This window comes from Streptomyces sp. NPDC048295, from assembly GCF_040652135.1.
GTDB lineage: Bacteria > Actinomycetota > Actinomycetes > Streptomycetales > Streptomycetaceae > Streptomyces.
On sequence record NZ_JBEZLL010000027.1, the window covers coordinates 113,997 to 129,058 of the forward strand.

The 15,062-nt window shown below is 72.2% G+C and carries 12 protein-coding genes and 1 pseudogene; 4 read left to right on the forward strand and 9 right to left on the reverse strand.

Annotated features, from left to right (window positions below; genetic code table 11):
- Positions 1-122: 122 nt before the first annotated feature.
- Both recX and recA read right to left on the reverse strand, forming a co-directional pair.
- Positions 123-860, reverse strand: a complete 738-nt coding sequence (recX, locus tag AB0D53_RS32195) for a recombination regulator RecX (RefSeq protein WP_362452681.1) — start codon at positions 858-860, stop codon at positions 123-125.
- A gap of 3 nt (positions 861-863) precedes the next feature.
- Positions 864-1,991, reverse strand: coding sequence for a recombinase RecA (gene recA, locus AB0D53_RS32200; protein WP_362452682.1), 1,128 nt, complete (start codon positions 1,989-1,991; stop codon positions 864-866).
- Positions 1,992-2,449: 458 nt separating this feature from the next.
- Between recA and AB0D53_RS32205 the strand changes: the two genes are divergently transcribed.
- Positions 2,450-3,001, forward strand: a complete 552-nt coding sequence (locus tag AB0D53_RS32205) for an SMI1/KNR4 family protein (RefSeq protein WP_362452683.1) — start codon at positions 2,450-2,452, stop codon at positions 2,999-3,001.
- A 139-nt stretch (positions 3,002-3,140) separates the two neighbouring features.
- Here the strand turns inward: AB0D53_RS32205 and AB0D53_RS32210 are convergent, their stop codons facing one another.
- From AB0D53_RS32210 to AB0D53_RS32220, 3 genes are all read right to left on the reverse strand, one after another.
- Positions 3,141-3,866 carry a class I SAM-dependent methyltransferase gene (locus AB0D53_RS32210; protein ID WP_362452684.1) on the reverse strand — a complete coding sequence of 242 codons (726 nt, stop codon included), beginning with the start codon at positions 3,864-3,866 and terminating at the stop codon, positions 3,141-3,143.
- A 227-nt stretch (positions 3,867-4,093) separates the two neighbouring features.
- On the reverse strand, positions 4,094-5,266 hold the full coding sequence (locus tag AB0D53_RS32215) for an AI-2E family transporter (RefSeq protein ID WP_362452719.1): 1,173 nt from the start codon (positions 5,264-5,266) through the stop codon (positions 4,094-4,096).
- A gap of 217 nt (positions 5,267-5,483) precedes the next feature.
- Positions 5,484-5,678, reverse strand: a complete 195-nt coding sequence (locus AB0D53_RS32220) for a DUF3046 domain-containing protein (protein WP_114247022.1) — start codon at positions 5,676-5,678, stop codon at positions 5,484-5,486.
- A gap of 79 nt (positions 5,679-5,757) precedes the next feature.
- Here AB0D53_RS32220 and AB0D53_RS32225 point away from each other — a divergent pair, with 79 nt between their 5' ends.
- Positions 5,758-6,672, forward strand: a complete 915-nt coding sequence (locus AB0D53_RS32225) for a hypothetical protein (RefSeq protein WP_362452686.1) — start codon at positions 5,758-5,760, stop codon at positions 6,670-6,672.
- Positions 6,673-6,796: 124 nt separating this feature from the next.
- On the opposite strand, the pseudogene AB0D53_RS32230 reads toward AB0D53_RS32225, so the two are convergent.
- The 4 genes and pseudogenes from AB0D53_RS32230 to AB0D53_RS32245 form a co-directional block, all read right to left on the reverse strand.
- Positions 6,797-7,198, reverse strand: a pseudogene (locus AB0D53_RS32230) (leucine zipper domain-containing protein); the annotation flags it as partial.
- A 198-nt stretch (positions 7,199-7,396) separates the two neighbouring features.
- Entirely contained in the window at positions 7,397-7,702 is a 306-nt protein-coding gene (locus AB0D53_RS32235; RefSeq protein WP_362452687.1) for an AzlD domain-containing protein, read from the reverse strand.
- Positions 7,699-8,406 carry an AzlC family ABC transporter permease gene (locus AB0D53_RS32240; protein WP_362452720.1) on the reverse strand — a complete coding sequence of 236 codons (708 nt, stop codon included), beginning with the start codon at positions 8,404-8,406 and terminating at the stop codon, positions 7,699-7,701. Before AB0D53_RS32240 ends, AB0D53_RS32235 begins: the two co-directional genes overlap by 4 nt.
- 148 nt (positions 8,407-8,554) lie before the next feature.
- Positions 8,555-9,424 (reverse strand): AraC family transcriptional regulator, encoded by an 870-nt coding sequence (locus AB0D53_RS32245; RefSeq protein WP_362452688.1) that lies wholly within the window; start codon positions 9,422-9,424, stop codon positions 8,555-8,557.
- An 81-nt stretch (positions 9,425-9,505) separates the two neighbouring features.
- Here AB0D53_RS32245 and AB0D53_RS32250 point away from each other — a divergent pair, with 81 nt between their 5' ends.
- Together AB0D53_RS32250 and AB0D53_RS32255 are read left to right on the forward strand one after the other, a co-directional pair.
- A complete protein-coding gene (locus AB0D53_RS32250) occupies positions 9,506-14,173 on the forward strand; it encodes a DEAD/DEAH box helicase (RefSeq protein ID WP_362452690.1) in 4,668 nt (1,555 codons plus the stop codon).
- Between the two features lie 67 nt (positions 14,174-14,240).
- Positions 14,241-15,047 carry a DNA-formamidopyrimidine glycosylase family protein gene (locus AB0D53_RS32255; RefSeq protein WP_362452691.1) on the forward strand — a complete coding sequence of 269 codons (807 nt, stop codon included), beginning with the start codon at positions 14,241-14,243 and terminating at the stop codon, positions 15,045-15,047.
- Positions 15,048-15,062: the final 15 nt, after the last annotated feature.

Here is a 15,062-nt window from a genome sequence, read left to right on the forward strand (position 1 = left end):
CTCCCCCCGTCCCCGCCGGCTCTCTCCCCCGCCCCCCTCGACACTTCGCGGCCCCGTGCTGCCTTCCCCGGCGACCGGCTCTCCCCGGGAGCCCCCGCCTGCCCCCACCGGTACGACCCCGGTCAGAAGGGCTCGTCCAGTCCTTCCGTGTCCTCGCCCTCTTCCTCCAGCGCCTGCCGCACGACGCGCAGGGCCATGCCCTCTCCGTACCCCTTGCGCGCGAGCATGCCCGCGAGGCGGCGCAGCCGCTTGTCCCGGTCCAGGCCGCGAGTGGAGCGCAGCTTGCGCGCGACCAGCTCGCGGGCGGTCACCTCCTCCTGCTCGGAGTCCAGCTGCGCGACGGCCTCGTCGATCACCGCGGAGTCCACGCCCTTGGTACGCAGCTCACGGACAAGAGCGCGACGGGCCAGTCCGCGTCCGTGATGGCGGGACTCCACCCAGGCGTCCGCGAACGCCGCATCGTCGATCAATCCGACGTCCTCGAAGCGCGAGAGCACTTCCTCGGCCGCCTCGTCCGGGATCTCCCGTTTGCGCAGGGCGTCCGCGAGCTGCTTCCTGGTGCGCGGGGTCCCGGTGAGCAGCCGCAGGCAGATGTTGCGCGCCTGCTCGACCGGGTCGCGCGGTTCCCCCTTCTCGGCCCTCGACGAGGAGGGGGAACCGCTGCTCCTGGTGCGGGAGCGGGCACGGCGGCCCGCCCCCTCGCCGAATCCGCCGCCCGAGCCCTGGCCGCGGCCGGTCTCCGGCTCGTACGCATCCTCGGACGCGTCCTCGGGCTCGGCCATGTGTCCGGCGGCGAATTCATGGCCGGGACCGGTGTGATGGTCAGTGGCGCTGACCGGCCACTCCGTACGACGCGTCACGGCCTAGCTCTTGGCCGCCGCGGTCTTGGCCGGCTTGGCCTTGCCGGCCGGAGCGGCCGCCGGCTTCGCGCTGTCGGCCGGAGCCGTGCCACTCGCTGCCGTGTCCGCCCCGGACTCGGCGGCACTGTCCTCGGGCCGGACGCCGACGCCCAGCTTCTCCAGGATCTTCCTCTCGATCTCGTTGGCGAGATCGGGGTTGTCCTTGAGGAAGTTGCGGGCGTTCTCCTTGCCCTGGCCGAGCTGGTCCCCCTCGTAGGTGTACCAGGCACCCGCCTTGCGGACGAAGCCGTGCTCCACGCCCATGTCGATCAGACCGCCCTCGCGGCTGATGCCCTGGCCGTAGAGGATGTCGAACTCGGCCTGCTTGAAGGGCGGCGAGACCTTGTTCTTGACGACCTTGACGCGCGTGCGGTTGCCGACGGCTTCGGTGCCGTCCTTCAGCGTCTCGATCCGGCGGATGTCGAGGCGCACCGAGGCGTAGAACTTGAGCGCCCGGCCACCGGTCGTGGTCTCCGGCGAGCCGAACATCACACCGATCTTCTCGCGGAGCTGGTTGATGAAGATCGCAGTGGTCTTGGACTGGTTGAGCGCACTGGTGATCTTGCGGAGCGCCTGGCTCATCAGACGGGCCTGCAGACCCACGTGCGAGTCGCCCATCTCGCCCTCGATCTCCGCGCGCGGCACGAGCGCCGCGACGGAGTCGATGACGATCAGGTCGAGGGCGCCGGAGCGGACCAGCATGTCCACGATCTCAAGGGCCTGCTCGCCGTTGTCCGGCTGGGACAGGATGAGGCTGTCGATGTCGACGCCGAGCTTCTTCGCGTACTCGGGGTCGAGGGCGTGCTCGGCGTCGATGAAGGCGACCGAGCCGCCGAGCCTCTGCGCGTTCGCCACGGCGTGGAGCGTCAGTGTCGTCTTACCGGAGGACTCCGGTCCGTACACCTCCACCACACGGCCGCGCGGCAGGCCGCCGACTCCGAGGGCCACGTCGAGGGCGGTCGACCCGGTGGGGATTACTTCGATGGGCTCGTTCGGCCGCTCACCGAGGCGCATCACCGCGCCCTTGCCGAATTGCCGTTCAATCTGTGCGAGTGCGGCGTCCAGCGCCTTCTCGCGGTCGGTTCCTGCCATGGGTTCCACCCGATTTGCTTGAGTCGATCGCTTCACGTCAAAGACGCTAACCCCTGCCACTGACAATGGGCCTCGACGTCCTCCCGGCCTGTGGACAACTCCACGGTCGGGCCCGGGAAAACCCGGCCGGAATCCCATGAGAATGGATGTTCGATTTTGGTGTCAAGCGCACCACGCCGGGCCCGTCCGCACCCGGAAACGGCTGTCCTGCGCCATCGAGACCTGCGCGCGTGCCACCGGACCTCGATGGCTGCGAGTTCCTGTCACCGAGTGCTGAGCGCGCTGATCGGAGGCCTGAGAAGACGCCATCAGCACCCCTGGGTCCAGGGCCGCCGACCCACCGCGGCCCATGGCACGGTGCGGAGGGGCACCAGCGCCGCGCCGAAGGCCACGTCGGCGGCCTCGCTGCGCGAACGCTGCGGAGGACCGGGCGCCGACGCCATTGTTACGGTCGCTGGATGGAGAGCTGGGACGAGGGCCGCGTACGCGCTCGGATACGGGAGATGGCGGCACGGGACCCGGAGCGGTCCCGCTTCGGGGCGGACTCACACCGGTACGAGCTGGCTCCGGCGCTGCCGGAGGCGGAGATCAGAGCCTTCGAGCAAGCTCACGGCGTCACTCTGCCGTCGGAGTACCGGTCCTTCGTCGCGGAGGTGGGCAACGGACCCGCCGGTCCCGGTCACGGGTTGATGCCGTTGACCGTACCCCGCCCGGAGGCCGGCGAGGAGTGGGCCGTGGACGACGAGTGGCAAGAAGACCGGCTGCCGGGCCGACTCGCCGAACCGTTCTCCCTCGCCGGACCCCTGCCCGGCCGGATCGGCGCATCGACCGGTGAGCCGACCCGGGGCACGCTCATGCTGGCCGACGAAGGCTGCGGCATCTACGTCAGGCTGATCCTGAACGGCCCGCGGGAGGGCGAGGTCTGGAGGATTGACCCCGACTGGGGCGGCTTCACCCCGGCATACCCCGGTTTTCGCACCTGGTACGCCGGGTGGTTGCAGTACCCGTGAACCCCTGGGCCGACTTCGCCGGCCTGCCCGGAGCCGGCCCTCGCGGCCCGTATCGGGTCCGCCCCGGCGGAGGGCTTCGACAGTGAGACCGGCCGGTGTCCTGTGCCGTCGGATCTTGAGCGGCGTGGATCACCGGAGATCACGGGCGTCGCGCCAGAAAGACGAATTCCCTTCCCGGGCGGTCCGGCGCATCGCGAACGTCATCCACCACGTATCCGTGCGCGTCCAGGTCCCGCTCGACCTCCTCCCGCTCACGGAAGCGCAGCGTCGAATCGGATGTCAGCACCTGTCCGTCCACTGCGAACCTGTAGGTCCAGCGGAACGTCACCAGAGGCCGGCTCACCTCGATCAGCTGGACCCAGCTCTCGACGGGGCCGACACCCGGGATCTCGGTCAGGCGGTAGGAGTTCTCGCGGGTCCACTCCTCCCAGGCGCGTCTGGCCGGATCGCGCGTCTCGAAGACCAGACGTCCGCCGGGCCGCAGCGCTTCGTGGGCTCCCCGTAGCGTCTTCTGCCATGTCTGCGGATCAGTGATGGCCTGGGCGACGTTCGCTGTCATCGTCGCGAGGTCGACCCGCAGCGGTGGGAGGTCCGTCGCATCGCCGCAGATCCAGCGCACTCGCTCATTTCCCGGCTTGGCCCGAGCGATGTCGATGGACGCCCGGGCGGGATCCACACCGACGACCCCGGTCCCACGGTCGGCCAGGAGAAGCGCGAACACCCCTGTGCCGCAACCGATGTCCAGTACTCGTCGTGCCTCGAACTCCTCTGCCATCCGCAGGTAGGCATCGAGGTCGCTGCGGTCGGGGTCGAGCGGATCATAGAGCGCGGCGAGTCGTGGATGCGCGAAACAGTCGTCAGCCATGCTGTCGAACGTATGCGGAGCCGGGCCCGGACAGCTACTGGGCTCCGCCGAGGTTCTCCTCGCGGCTCCAGCCCTCCCTGCCGGTCAGGCTTCCCTGCCCTCTTCGATGGCAGGGATCGGTCCTCGTTGTCACAGGACCATGGCGGCCCCGGTCGACGATGGCGGCCCGTGTCGCCGCGGCGACACGGGCCCCGAGCCAGGCCCCGGCAGCCCTGTCGACGGCGTGGTCAGGCGCGCCCCGGCTCCGGCCGATCCCCGACGCCGCCCGCCACGTCCTCGCCCCCGTCGGTGGCGGAGGCCCGCCAGGCACTGCGCAGCCGTGTGAGCACCGGCTCGCCGCGCCGACGGCTCCGGCCGTGCATCCGCGGGTCGTCCGTCACGTCGTACCGCTTCACGTACGCGCCGAGGAAGGCCTGGAGCGTGGCGACGGCCGGGATCGCGATCAGCGCGCCCACGGCGCCCATCAGGGCCGTGCCCGCGATGACCGATCCGAAGGCGACCGCCGGATGGATGTCGACGGTCCTGGAGGTGAGCTTGGGCTGCAGGGCGTAGTTCTCGAACTGCTGGTAGATCACGACGAAGCCGAGCACCCACACCGCGTACCAGGGGTCGACGGTGAACGCGATCAGCATCGGCAGGGCGCCTGCCAGGTACGTGCCGATCGTGGGGACGAACTGGGAGACCAGCCCGACCCAGACGGCCAGTGCGGGCGCGTACGGAACGCCGAGGATCACGAGCAGGATGTAGTGCGCGATCCCGGAGATCAGGGCCATCAGGCCGCGCGAGTAGAGGTAGCCGCCCGTCTTGTCGACCGCGATCTCCCAGGCCCGCAGGACCTCTGCCTGCCTGGCGGGCGGAAGTACGGAGCACAGGGCGCGCCGCAGCCTGGGACCGTCGGCCGCGAAGTAGAAGGAGAACAGGAAGATCGTCAGCAGCCGGAACAGACCACCGAGCACGGTGGTGGAGATGTCGAGCACTCCGGTCGCGCTGTTCTGGACGTACTTCTGCAGCCAGTCGGAGTGGAGCAGGCTGTCCTGGACCTCGACCCTGGAGAGGTCGGTGCGGAAGGTCTGGTTGACCCAGTTGATCACCGAGTCCAGATACTTCGGGAACTCCTCGACCATGTCGACGATCTGGCCCGCGAGCATCGAGCCGAGCAGCACGACGAAGCCCACCCCGGCGATCAGCACCACGAGGAAGACCAGGAAGGTGGCGAGGCCGCGGCGCATGCCGCGTGCCGACATCCGGCTCACCGCCGGCTCGATGGCGAGTGCCAGGAAGAACGCGATCAGAACATTGATCAGCAACCCGATGAGCTGGTCGAACGCCCAGCTGCCGAGCCGGTAGCAGGCATAAAGCGCCAGGGCGAGCACCATGGCACGCGGCAGCCACGCGGGCATGCGTACCGGTCCGGCGCCGACGGGCGCGGCGGGTGGCGCGGCCGGCGGGACGGGCGGGGTGGAAGGCGGCTGGGTCTGTGCTGTCTCGTCTGTCGGTGCCACGGTTCCAGTCTCGCCTACGGCGGTGACAGCCGACCGCCCACCCCGGACAACAGCACGGGTCCGTCAGCCGACGGGGCCGGAAATCGGTGCGGGTCCGGCCGTGCGCGGGCCTGGTTCAGCGCTTGTCCGCGGGGATCCCGACCGCCGTGCAGACTCCGCGCCAGACGTCCTTGGTCTCCCAGCCCGCGGCCAGTGCCTGGTGCACGGTCTGCCCGCCGAGCTCGGCCATCACATGATCGCGCGCGAAGGAGTCGGCGTACCCCGCGCCGAAGTGGTCCGCCATCCGTTCCCAGAAAATCGTCAACCGCATGACCTCAGTATCGCGCTCCTGAGAGTGCAGCCGGGCCGCTACGTCTTACCGAGAGCGCTTATCGCCCTACGGTCGGTCCATGGCTGGAACCGGAACAAGTCCCCTCAATCGTGCCGAGCAGTTCATCTGGCTCACGGCTCGTGTCCTGGAACAGCGGCGGTTCGCCCATCACTTCCTGGAAGGAAGTGCGGACGCCGTGGAAACCGCACTCGCCGCCTATCTGAACGAGGACGGCGGCTACGGGAACGCGCTCGAACCCGATCTGCGCGGCCCCGTCAGTCAGCCGCTGCACACTGCGCACGCACTCAGTGTGCTGGACTCCATCGGGCGCTGCGACGGGCTGCGGGTGGAGCGGATCTGCCGCTTCCTCACCGAGGTGTCGACCAAGGAGGGCGCGCTGCCCGCTCTTCTGCCGACGCAGCGCGGCTACCCCGCCGCGCCGTTCATCCCGATCGTCGATGACCCTCCCGCGGAGTTGCTGACCACCGGCCCCGTCGTCGGGCTCCTGCACCGCAACGCGGTGTGGCACGCCTGGCTCTTCCGGGCCACCGACTTCTGCTGGGCCGCGGTGGATGCCCTGGAGCAGTCGCATCCTTACGAGATCGAGGCTGCGATCGCCTTCCTGGACGGTGCTCCGGACCAGGCACGGGCTCAGACTGCGGCCGACCGGCTCGGGCGGCTGGTGCGGGACCAGCGACTCGCGGTACTGGATCCGGAGCGGCGCGCCGAGTACCCCGTGGCGGCCGGATACGCGCCGGGCGAGCAGCATTTTCCGTACGACTACGCCCGTACGCCCGACTCGCTCGCCCGTCACTGGTTCACCGACGAGGAGCTGTCCCGCTCGCTCGACCATCTCGCGGCCGAGCAGCAGGCGGACGGCGGCTGGCCGGTGAACTGGCGGCAGTGGGCCCCGGGGACGGCGCTGGAGGGGCGGCCCATCGTGACGCTCAAGGCCCTTCTGACACTGCGCGCCCACGGACGCGGCCTCGACTGAGACCCATGGCCGGTGCGGGGTGCCGGTCAGTCGGCTGCGGGCACTCCTTCGGGCCCGGTGGCCGGCCCCGGACCGGGTCCTCCTGCCCGCTTGCCGGGGCCGGTGCCGGGCCGAGTGCCGTGTGGCCGCCGCCGTCGGGGATGTTGCCGAGCTTCTTGATGTCCACGTGCGCCGGTTCGCCGGGCCGGTCACGTTCGTAGCGGCGGATGGCCCGGCCGGTGGCACGGTCCATGGGCGTGAGGCGGGCCGGGCCGAAGCGGGCCGGCACCCGGTGGACGGTCGAGGGCACCAGGTGCAGCAGGCGGGCGATGCGCGCATGGCCCCACCCGCCGCAGAACGCGGACCTTGAAGATCCGTCGTTCGGTGCGGGTGGGGTCCGGCGCGGGCTGTGTTGCGGGCGACTCGAACGGCCGGTCATGCCGGTCTCGCCGAGGAGGCGGTAACGGCCGGCCCATCGTCGGGCCGTGGTCGGCGAGGCCTGGGAGCGTTCGGCGGCCCACCGCAGGGGCCGGCCGTCCTCGGCCACTCAGCGGGCCGGACGCAGACGGCCGGCCCCGATCAGGGGTGCATCACGGTGGGGCACGAGGGCCTTCCGATCGTTCGGTGGAGATGTCGAATCCACACCGGACCCGGAAGGCCCCCACCCGTTCGAAAACCCTCGGCCGAGACCTGCCTCGCCCGTCCGCAACCTCCCGGGACAGAACACCGGGGGCCTCGAAAGGCCCTAGCCGAGGGCACGTACTCCTGCGGTGACGGCCACGGCGGAGCCCACGACCACGAGGAACGGCGCGCGCAGGACCAGCGCGAGTGCCGCCGCGGCAAGCCCCGCGCCCCTGGCGTCCAGTGTCAGGTGCTGCCCGTCGCCGAAGGTCTGCTGCGCGGTGAGGGCGGCCAGGAGCGCCACGGGCAGGAGCGCGGCAAGGCGCTGGACGAGCGGGCGTTCCAGCACCCCGGCGGGCACCAGCAGGCCGAGCAGCTTGGCGAGGTAGCAGCCGACGGCGGTCAGCGCGATGGCGATCCAGACGTTCATCGGTTCTCCTCCGTGGTGGCCGTTGCCTCGTCCGTGCTCCTGCGGCGTCCGCTCAGGAAGAGAACGGCGGGCGCGGCGAGCGCGGACAGCAGGACGGGGACGCCCGCGGGCAGCACGGGCAGCAGGCCGAGCGCCAGCAGTACGGCGATCGCGGCGGTGACGCGTTCGGTGGTGCTCTTCAGCATCGGCGCCAGCAGGGCGAGGAAGACCGCGGGTGACGCGGCGTCCAGCCCCCAGGTGTCGGTGTCGCCGAGCGCTTCGGCACCGAGGGCGCCGAGCAGCGTGGTCAGGTTCCACAGCACGTAGAGGGTCAGCCCGGTGACGGTGAAGCCGATGCGCGCGGCCCGCCGGGTCGGCTGCGGCAGGGTCACCGCGGTCGTCTCGTCGATGACCCACTGGGCGGCGAAGGGGCGGAGCGCCCGCGGCAGCGCGAGCAGCTGCGAGAGCCGCAGGCCGTAGAACGAGTTGCGTACGCCGAGGAAGAAGGCCCCGGCAGCCGCGGTGTACGGGTTGCCGCCCGCGGCGAGGGCCCCGACGAGGGCGAACTGCGAGGCGCCGGTGAAGACGGCGAGGCTGAGTGCGCAGGTCTGCAGCAGGCTCAGTCCGGAACCGGCCGAGGTCACGCCGAAGGCGAAGCCGGAGAGGCCGACGGCTATGCCGACCCCGAGCGCGTCGCGTACGACGGCGGCGTCCGGCTTCGTCACGGTCCCGTCCGGCTTCGTCTCCGTCGCGCCCGGCTTCGTCTCCGTCGCGCCCGGCCGCGCGCCCGGGCCGGGCGCGGTGCCGTGGGGTGCGTCGGCCGATTCGCCGACGCCCTCTGGGAGTGTTATCTGTTCTGCCACGACCGGAACGCTACGTGGGCAGATCGGGACCGGTCTTGTACGTTCTTGCACGTTCGCGCTGGTAGGCGCCGGGTGGTACTCCCACGATCCGGGTGAAGTGACGGTTGAGGTGCGGCTGGTCGGTGAAACCGACCTCGGCGGCCGCTTGCGCGGGCGCCGTCCCCGCGTCGAGCATCCGACGCGCCGCCCGCACCCGGGCATCGGTGAGCCAGGCGTGCGGCGGCATCCCGTACTGCTTCTTGAAGGCCCTCAGCAGCGCGAACGGGCTGGTGCCGAGCTCCGCAGCGAGCGCCTCCAGGGTGGGCGGCGCCGCCATCCTGCCCTCCAGCACGGCGCGTGCCCGCGCCGCGTCGCGCGCACCGGCGGAGCGGGGCGCACGGGCGGGCAGCGCACTGCCGTACCGGCTGAGCAGCCGCGTGACCATGACCCGCAGCACCGTGTCGGCGGCGAGTGCGTTGCCCTCCTCGGCCGCCCGGTGGACCTCGCCGATCAGCCGGGCCGCGTACGGGTCCACGACGCTGGTCTCGCTGAATCCGACCGTGCCGCGCAGGCTCGTCGTATCGGCCGCGATGTCATTGATGACCTGCGAGGACGGGTAGAGCGTGGCGTACACCCAGCCCTCGGGCACACCCGCGCGGGCGGTGTGCGGGACCTCCGGGTTGATCATGACCACCGTGCCGGGGCCGGCGTGGACGGTGCCGCCCGGCAGCCCGACGTCCTCCACCCCGTGGCTGATGGTGCCGAAGACATAGCCCTCGTGGCTGTGGCGCGGAAAGGTGTGGCGCACGTACCGGGCACGCAGCAGATCGAGGTCGGGCAGTTCCGCGTACTGCCAGTGCCTCGCCCACTCCCCCGCCCCCGACTCCGGTCTCGCCGCCATGAACGAATTCTCGCAGCTCCGGGGCGGGGCCGCCGAGGGCGGTCGGGGCCGTTGTCAGTGGCGAGGTGCACGATGGGGGACATGGCCGGCTCTGCGCTCGATTCGTTCTCACCCGCCACCCGAGGCTGGTTCGCGGGTGCCTTCAGCGCGCCCACCGCCGCGCAGGAGGGCGCCTGGCGCGCGATCGGCGAGGGTTCGGACGTGCTGGTGGTCGCGCCGACCGGCTCCGGCAAGACCCTCGCGGCGTTTCTCGCCGCGCTGGACACCTTGGCGTCCGTCCCGCCGCCCGCCGAGCCGAAGAAGCGCTGCCGGGTGCTGTACGTGTCGCCCCTCAAGGCACTCGCGGTCGACGTCGAGCGCAACCTCCGCTCCCCGCTGACCGGCATCCGCCAGGAGTCGGTGCGCCTCGGGCTGCCGGAGCCCGAGGTCCGGGTGGGCATCCGCTCCGGCGACACCCCGCCCGCCGAGCGCCGCTCGATGGCGACCAGGCCGCCGGACATCCTGATCACCACGCCCGAATCGCTGTTCCTGATGCTGACCTCGTCCGCCCGGGAGGCGCTGTCCGGCGTCGAGACGGTGATCCTCGACGAGGTGCACGCCGTGGCCGGCACGAAGCGGGGCGCCCATCTCGCCGTGACGCTGGAGCGCCTCGACGAGCTGCTGCCGCGTCCCGCCCGGCGGATCGGCCTGTCGGCGACGGTCCGTCCGGTCGACGAGGTGGCACGCTTCCTCTCGCCCCGGCGCAAGGCGGAGATCGTCCAGCCGCCGTCCACCAAGCGGTTCGACCTGTCGGTGGTCGTGCCGGTCGAGGATCTGGGTGAGCTCGGCGGCTCCCCCGCCACCGACCCCGACCAGGCAGGCCAGGCGGACAAGCCGTCGATCTGGCCCCATGTCGAGGAGCGGATCGTCGACCTGGTCCAGCGGCATCGCTCCACCATCGTCTTCGCCAACTCCCGCCGCCTCGCCGAGCGGCTGTGCAACCGCCTCAACGAGATCGCCTACGAGCGGCTCACCGGCGAGACGATCGCCGAGTCCCACTCCCCCGCCGAGATCATGGCCGAGTCCGGTGCGGCGAAGGGCGCCCCCGCGCTCCTCGCCCGCGCCCACCACGGCTCGGTCTCCAAGGAACAGCGCGCCCAGGTCGAGGAGGACCTCAAGGCGGGCCGGCTGCCGGCCGTCGTCGCCACCTCCAGCCTGGAGCTGGGCATCGACATGGGGGCGGTCGACCTCGTGATCCAGGTGGAGTCGCCGCCCTCGGTGGCCTCCGGCCTGCAACGGGTCGGCCGGGCCGGACATCAGGTCGGTGCGGTCTCCACCGGAGTGGTCTTCCCGAAGTACCGGGGCGATCTGGTGCAGGCGGCCGTGGTCACCGAGCGGATGCGCGAGGGCTCCATCGAGGCGCTCCGGGTCCCGTCCAACCCGCTGGACGTGCTGGCCCAGCAGCTCGTCGCCATGGTCGCCCTGGACAGCTGGCAGGTGGACGACCTGCTGGCGGTGGTCCGCCGCGCGGCGCCCTTCGCCTCACTGCCCGAGTCCGCGTTCACCGCCGTGCTGGACATGCTCGCCGGCCGCTACCCCTCCGACGCCTTCGCCGAGCTGCGCCCGCGCGTGGTCTGGGACCGGGTGGCCGGCACGGTCACCGGCCGCCCGGGCGCGCAGCGGCTCGCCGTCACCTCCGGGGGGACGATCCCCGACCGGGGACTCTTCGGGGTCTTCCTCGCGGGCGCCGACCCCAAGAAGGGCGGCGGCCGGGTCGGTGAGCTCGACGAGGAGATGGTGTACGAGTCCCGGGTCGGCGACGTCTTCACGCTCGGCACCACGTCCTGGCGGATCGAGGACATCACCCGCGACCGGGTCCTGGTCTCGCCCGCCCCCGGTGTTCCCGGCCGGCTGCCGTTCTGGAAGGGCGACCAGCTGGGCCGCCCGCTGGAGCTGGGGCGTGCGCTCGGGGCGTTCCTCCGCGAGATCGGCGGGCTGTCGCAGGAGGACGCCCGCGCGCGGCTGCTCGCCGCCGGTCTCGACACCTGGGCCGCCGACAACACCCTGTCGTACATCGACGAACAACGCCGCGCCTGCGGCCATGTGCCGGACGACCGCACCATCCTCGTCGAGCGTTTCCGGGACGAGCTGGGTGACTGGCGGGTCGTGGTCCACTCCCCGTTCGGCGCACAGGTGCACGCGCCGTGGGCGCTGGCGCTGAGCGCCCGCCTCGCCGAGCGGTACGGCATGGACGCCCAGGTGATGCATGCCGACGACGGCATCGTGCTGCGGCTGCCCGACGCCGATCTGATGGGCCTGGACCTCCTGGACTTCGATCCCGCGCAGGACCTCTCCGAGGGGCCGGCCCAGGCGCCGGCGCCGCTGCCGGGCCTCTCGTACGACAGCGGACAACCGCCCGTCGGCGCGGCGGACGTGACGTTCGACCAGGGCGAGATCGGTCAGATCGTCACCGACCAGGTCGGCGGTTCGGCGCTGTTCGCCTCGCGGTTCCGGGAGTGCGCCGCCCGCGCCCTGCTGTTGCCGCGCCGCAGCCCCGGCAAACGCACCCCGCTCTGGCAGCAGCGTCAGCGCGCCGCGCAACTGCTGCAGGTCGCTTCGGAGTTCGGCTCCTTCCCGATCGTCCTGGAGGCGGTCCGCGAATGCCTCCAGGACGTCTTCGACGTCCCCGGGCTCACGGAACTCATGGGCGACCTCGAAGCACGCCGCGTCCGGCTGGTCGAGGTGACCACCCCGGAGCCCTCGCCCTTCGCACGCTCGCTCCTGTTCGGCTACGTCGCCCAGTTCCTGTACGAGGGCGACTCGCCCCTGGCCGAAAGGCGGGCCGCCGCCCTCTCCCTGGACTCCCATCTGCTGGCGGAGCTCCTCGGCCAGGCGGAGCTGCGCGAGCTGCTCGACGCGGACGTCCTGACCGAGCTGGAGCAGGAGCTCCAGTGGCTGACCGAGGACCGCCGGATCAAGGACGTGGAAGGCGTCGCCGACCTGCTCCGGGTCCTCGGCCCGCTCACCGACGAGGAGTTGGCGGAGCGCGGCGCCGACCGGTCATGGGCTCCCGAGCTGTCCGCGGCCCGCCGGGCCATCCGCGTCCGGATCGGCGGGGCCGGCCACTGGGCCGCGATCGAGGACGCGGGCCGCCTGCGGGACGCTCTGGGAACCGCCCTGCCGGTCGGTGTCCCCGAGGCCTTCACCGAGCCGGTGAAGGACCCCCTCGGCGACCTCCTCGGCCGATACGCCCGTACGCACGGTCCGTTCACCTCCACCGGCGCCGCCGCCCGCTTCGGACTCGGCACCGCGGTCACGGACGGGGCGTTGCAACGGCTCGCCGCCTCGGGCCGGATCGTCCAGGGCGAGTTCCATCCCGCAGGCATCGGCCAGGAGTGGTGCGATGCCACCGTTCTGCGCCGCCTGCGCCGCCGTTCTCTCGCCGCGCTCCGCCACGAACTGGAGCCGGTCCCGCCCGCCGCGCTCGCCGGCTTCCTTCCGCAGTGGCAGCACCTGGGCAGCAACGGCCTGCGCGGAATCGACGGACTGGCCCGCGCCATCGAGCAGTTGCAGGGCGCGCCCGTCCCGGCGTCGGCCCTGGAGAAGTTGATCCTGCCGGGCCGGGTCACCGACTACACCCCCGCGCTGCTCGACGAGCTGACCACCACCGGCGAGGTCGTCTGGGCCGGCGCGGGCGGCCTCCCGGGCAAGGACGGCTGGCTGTCCCTCTACCTCGCCGACAGCGCGCCCCTGCTCCTCCCGCCGCCGCACCCGCTGGAACTCAGCGCGTTGCACGAATCCGTCCTGACCGCACTGAGCGGTGGATACGGCCTGTTCTTCCGGCAGATCGCCGATCAGGTCAGGGCCACCACCCATCCGGACTGCACCGATCCGCAACTGGCCGATGCCATCTGGGAGCTGGCCTGGTCGGGCCGGCTCACCAACGACACCCTCGCCCCGCTGCGTTCGCTCCTCGGCTCCGGCCGCACGGCGGGGTCGACCGCCCACCGTGCCAGACGCAGTGTCCCGCGCGGGCGTTACGGCTCGCTCACCACCGCCGCCCGGCCCGCGTCCCGCACCGGCCCGCCCACCGTCTCGGGCCGCTGGTCCGTGCTGCCCGCCACCGAACCCGATCCCACACACCGTGCGCACGCCCTGGCCCGCACGCTACTGGACCGCCACGGGGTGGTGACCCGCGGCGCGGTCCAGGCCGAGGGCGTCGAGGGCGGTTTCTCCGCGACGTACCGCGTCCTGTCCGCCTTCGAGGACAACGGGCAGGCCCGGCGCGGCTATGTCGTCGAGGGGCTGGGGGCGGCGCAGTTCGCGATGGACGGCGCGGTGGACCGGCTGCGCGCCACGTCCACCGCCCGCGACCGCGCGGAGCCGGGCGCCACGCCCCGTGCCCTGGTCCTCGCCGCGGCGGACCCGGCCAATGCCTACGGAGCGGCCCTGCCCTGGCCCGAGCCGCCGGACGGTGCCGGGCACAAACCCGGCCGCAAGGCGGGCGCCCTGGTCGTGCTGGTCGACGGCGAGCTGGCGATGTACATGGAGCGCGGCGGCAAGACGCTGCTCGCCTGGCCCACCGACCCCGACGACCCGGCCCTCCTCGCGGCAGCGGGGGCGCTGGCGACGGCCGCCCGCGCGGGAGCGCTCGGCACGGTCACGGTCGAGCGCACCAACGGCGCCCCGTCCCTGACCTCCCCCCTCGGCCGCACGCTGGAGGCGGCCGGCTTCCTCGCCACTCCGAGGGGGCTCCGCCTGCGCGCCTGACCCACGGGCGCCCCACTCCTCGTACCACCGCGCCCCGCACACACCGTCCCGCCCGCATCATGGAGACATGCCCGAAGGAGACACCGTCCACCAGACGGCCGGACGTCTGCGCACCGCACTCGCCGGCCGGGTCCTCACCCGCTCCGACCTGCGCGTGCCCCGGTTCGCCACCGCCGACCTGACCGGCCGGACGGTGCTGGACGTCGTCCCGCGCGGCAAGCACCTCCTGACCCGCGTCGAGGGCGGTCTCACCCTCCACAGCCATCTCCGGATGGACGGCGCCTGGCGCGTCTACGCCGCGGGCGAGCGCTGGCGCGGCGGCCCCGCCCACCAGATCCGCGCCGTCCTCGGCAACGCGGAGCACACCGCCGTCGGGTACCGGCTGCCCGTCCTCGAACTCCTCCGCACCCGGGACGAGGCAAAGGCGGTCGGCCATCTCGGCCCCGATCTGCTGGGCCCGGACTGGGACCCCGAGACGGCTCTGCGCCATCTGCTCGCCGACCCCGGCCGCCCCCTCGGCGAAGCCCTGCTGGACCAGCGCAACATGGCCGGAATCGGCAACATCTACAAGGCCGAGCTCTGCTTCCTGGCCCGCGCCACCCCCTGGCTCGCCGTGGGCGACCTTCCCGCCACCACCGCTGCCCTCCTGGTCACCACGGCCAAACAGCTCCTCGAAGCCAATCGCGAGCGCCCGGTGCGCACGACCACGGCCACGCGCATCGCGCGCGGACACGGCCCGAAGGAACGGCTCTGGGTCTACGGCAGGACCGACCGCCCCTGCCTGCGCTGCGGCACCCCCATCCGCACCGCGGACCAGGACGCCCGCCCCACCTACTGGTGCCCGCGCTGCCAGTCGGGCCCCACACCTAGTTGACGATCCGTCAGATCC

Bases quoted from the DNA above. Each gene is read 5' to 3' on its own strand.
- AB0D53_RS32220 (WP_114247022.1), bottom strand. From the start codon at position 5,678: ATGCGGTTGACGATTTTCTGGGAACGGATGGCGGACCACTTCGGCGCG.
- AB0D53_RS32205 (WP_362452683.1), top strand. From the start codon at position 2,450: ATGGAGAGCTGGGACGAGGGCCGCGTACGCGCTCGGATACGGGAGATG.
- AB0D53_RS32255 (WP_362452691.1), top strand. From the start codon at position 14,241: ATGCCCGAAGGAGACACCGTCCACCAGACGGCCGGACGTCTGCGCACC.
- AB0D53_RS32225 (WP_362452686.1), top strand. From the start codon at position 5,758: ATGGCTGGAACCGGAACAAGTCCCCTCAATCGTGCCGAGCAGTTCATC.
- AB0D53_RS32210 (WP_362452684.1), bottom strand. From the start codon at position 3,866: ATGGCTGACGACTGTTTCGCGCATCCACGACTCGCCGCGCTCTATGAT.
- AB0D53_RS32250 (WP_362452690.1), top strand. From the start codon at position 9,506: ATGGCCGGCTCTGCGCTCGATTCGTTCTCACCCGCCACCCGAGGCTGG.
- AB0D53_RS32235 (WP_362452687.1), bottom strand. From the start codon at position 7,702: ATGAACGTCTGGATCGCCATCGCGCTGACCGCCGTCGGCTGCTACCTC.
- AB0D53_RS32215 (WP_362452719.1), bottom strand. From the start codon at position 5,266: ATGCCCGCGTGGCTGCCGCGTGCCATGGTGCTCGCCCTGGCGCTTTAT.
- AB0D53_RS32245 (WP_362452688.1), bottom strand. From the start codon at position 9,424: ATGGCGGCGAGACCGGAGTCGGGGGCGGGGGAGTGGGCGAGGCACTGG.
- recA (WP_362452682.1), bottom strand. From the start codon at position 1,991: ATGGCAGGAACCGACCGCGAGAAGGCGCTGGACGCCGCACTCGCACAG.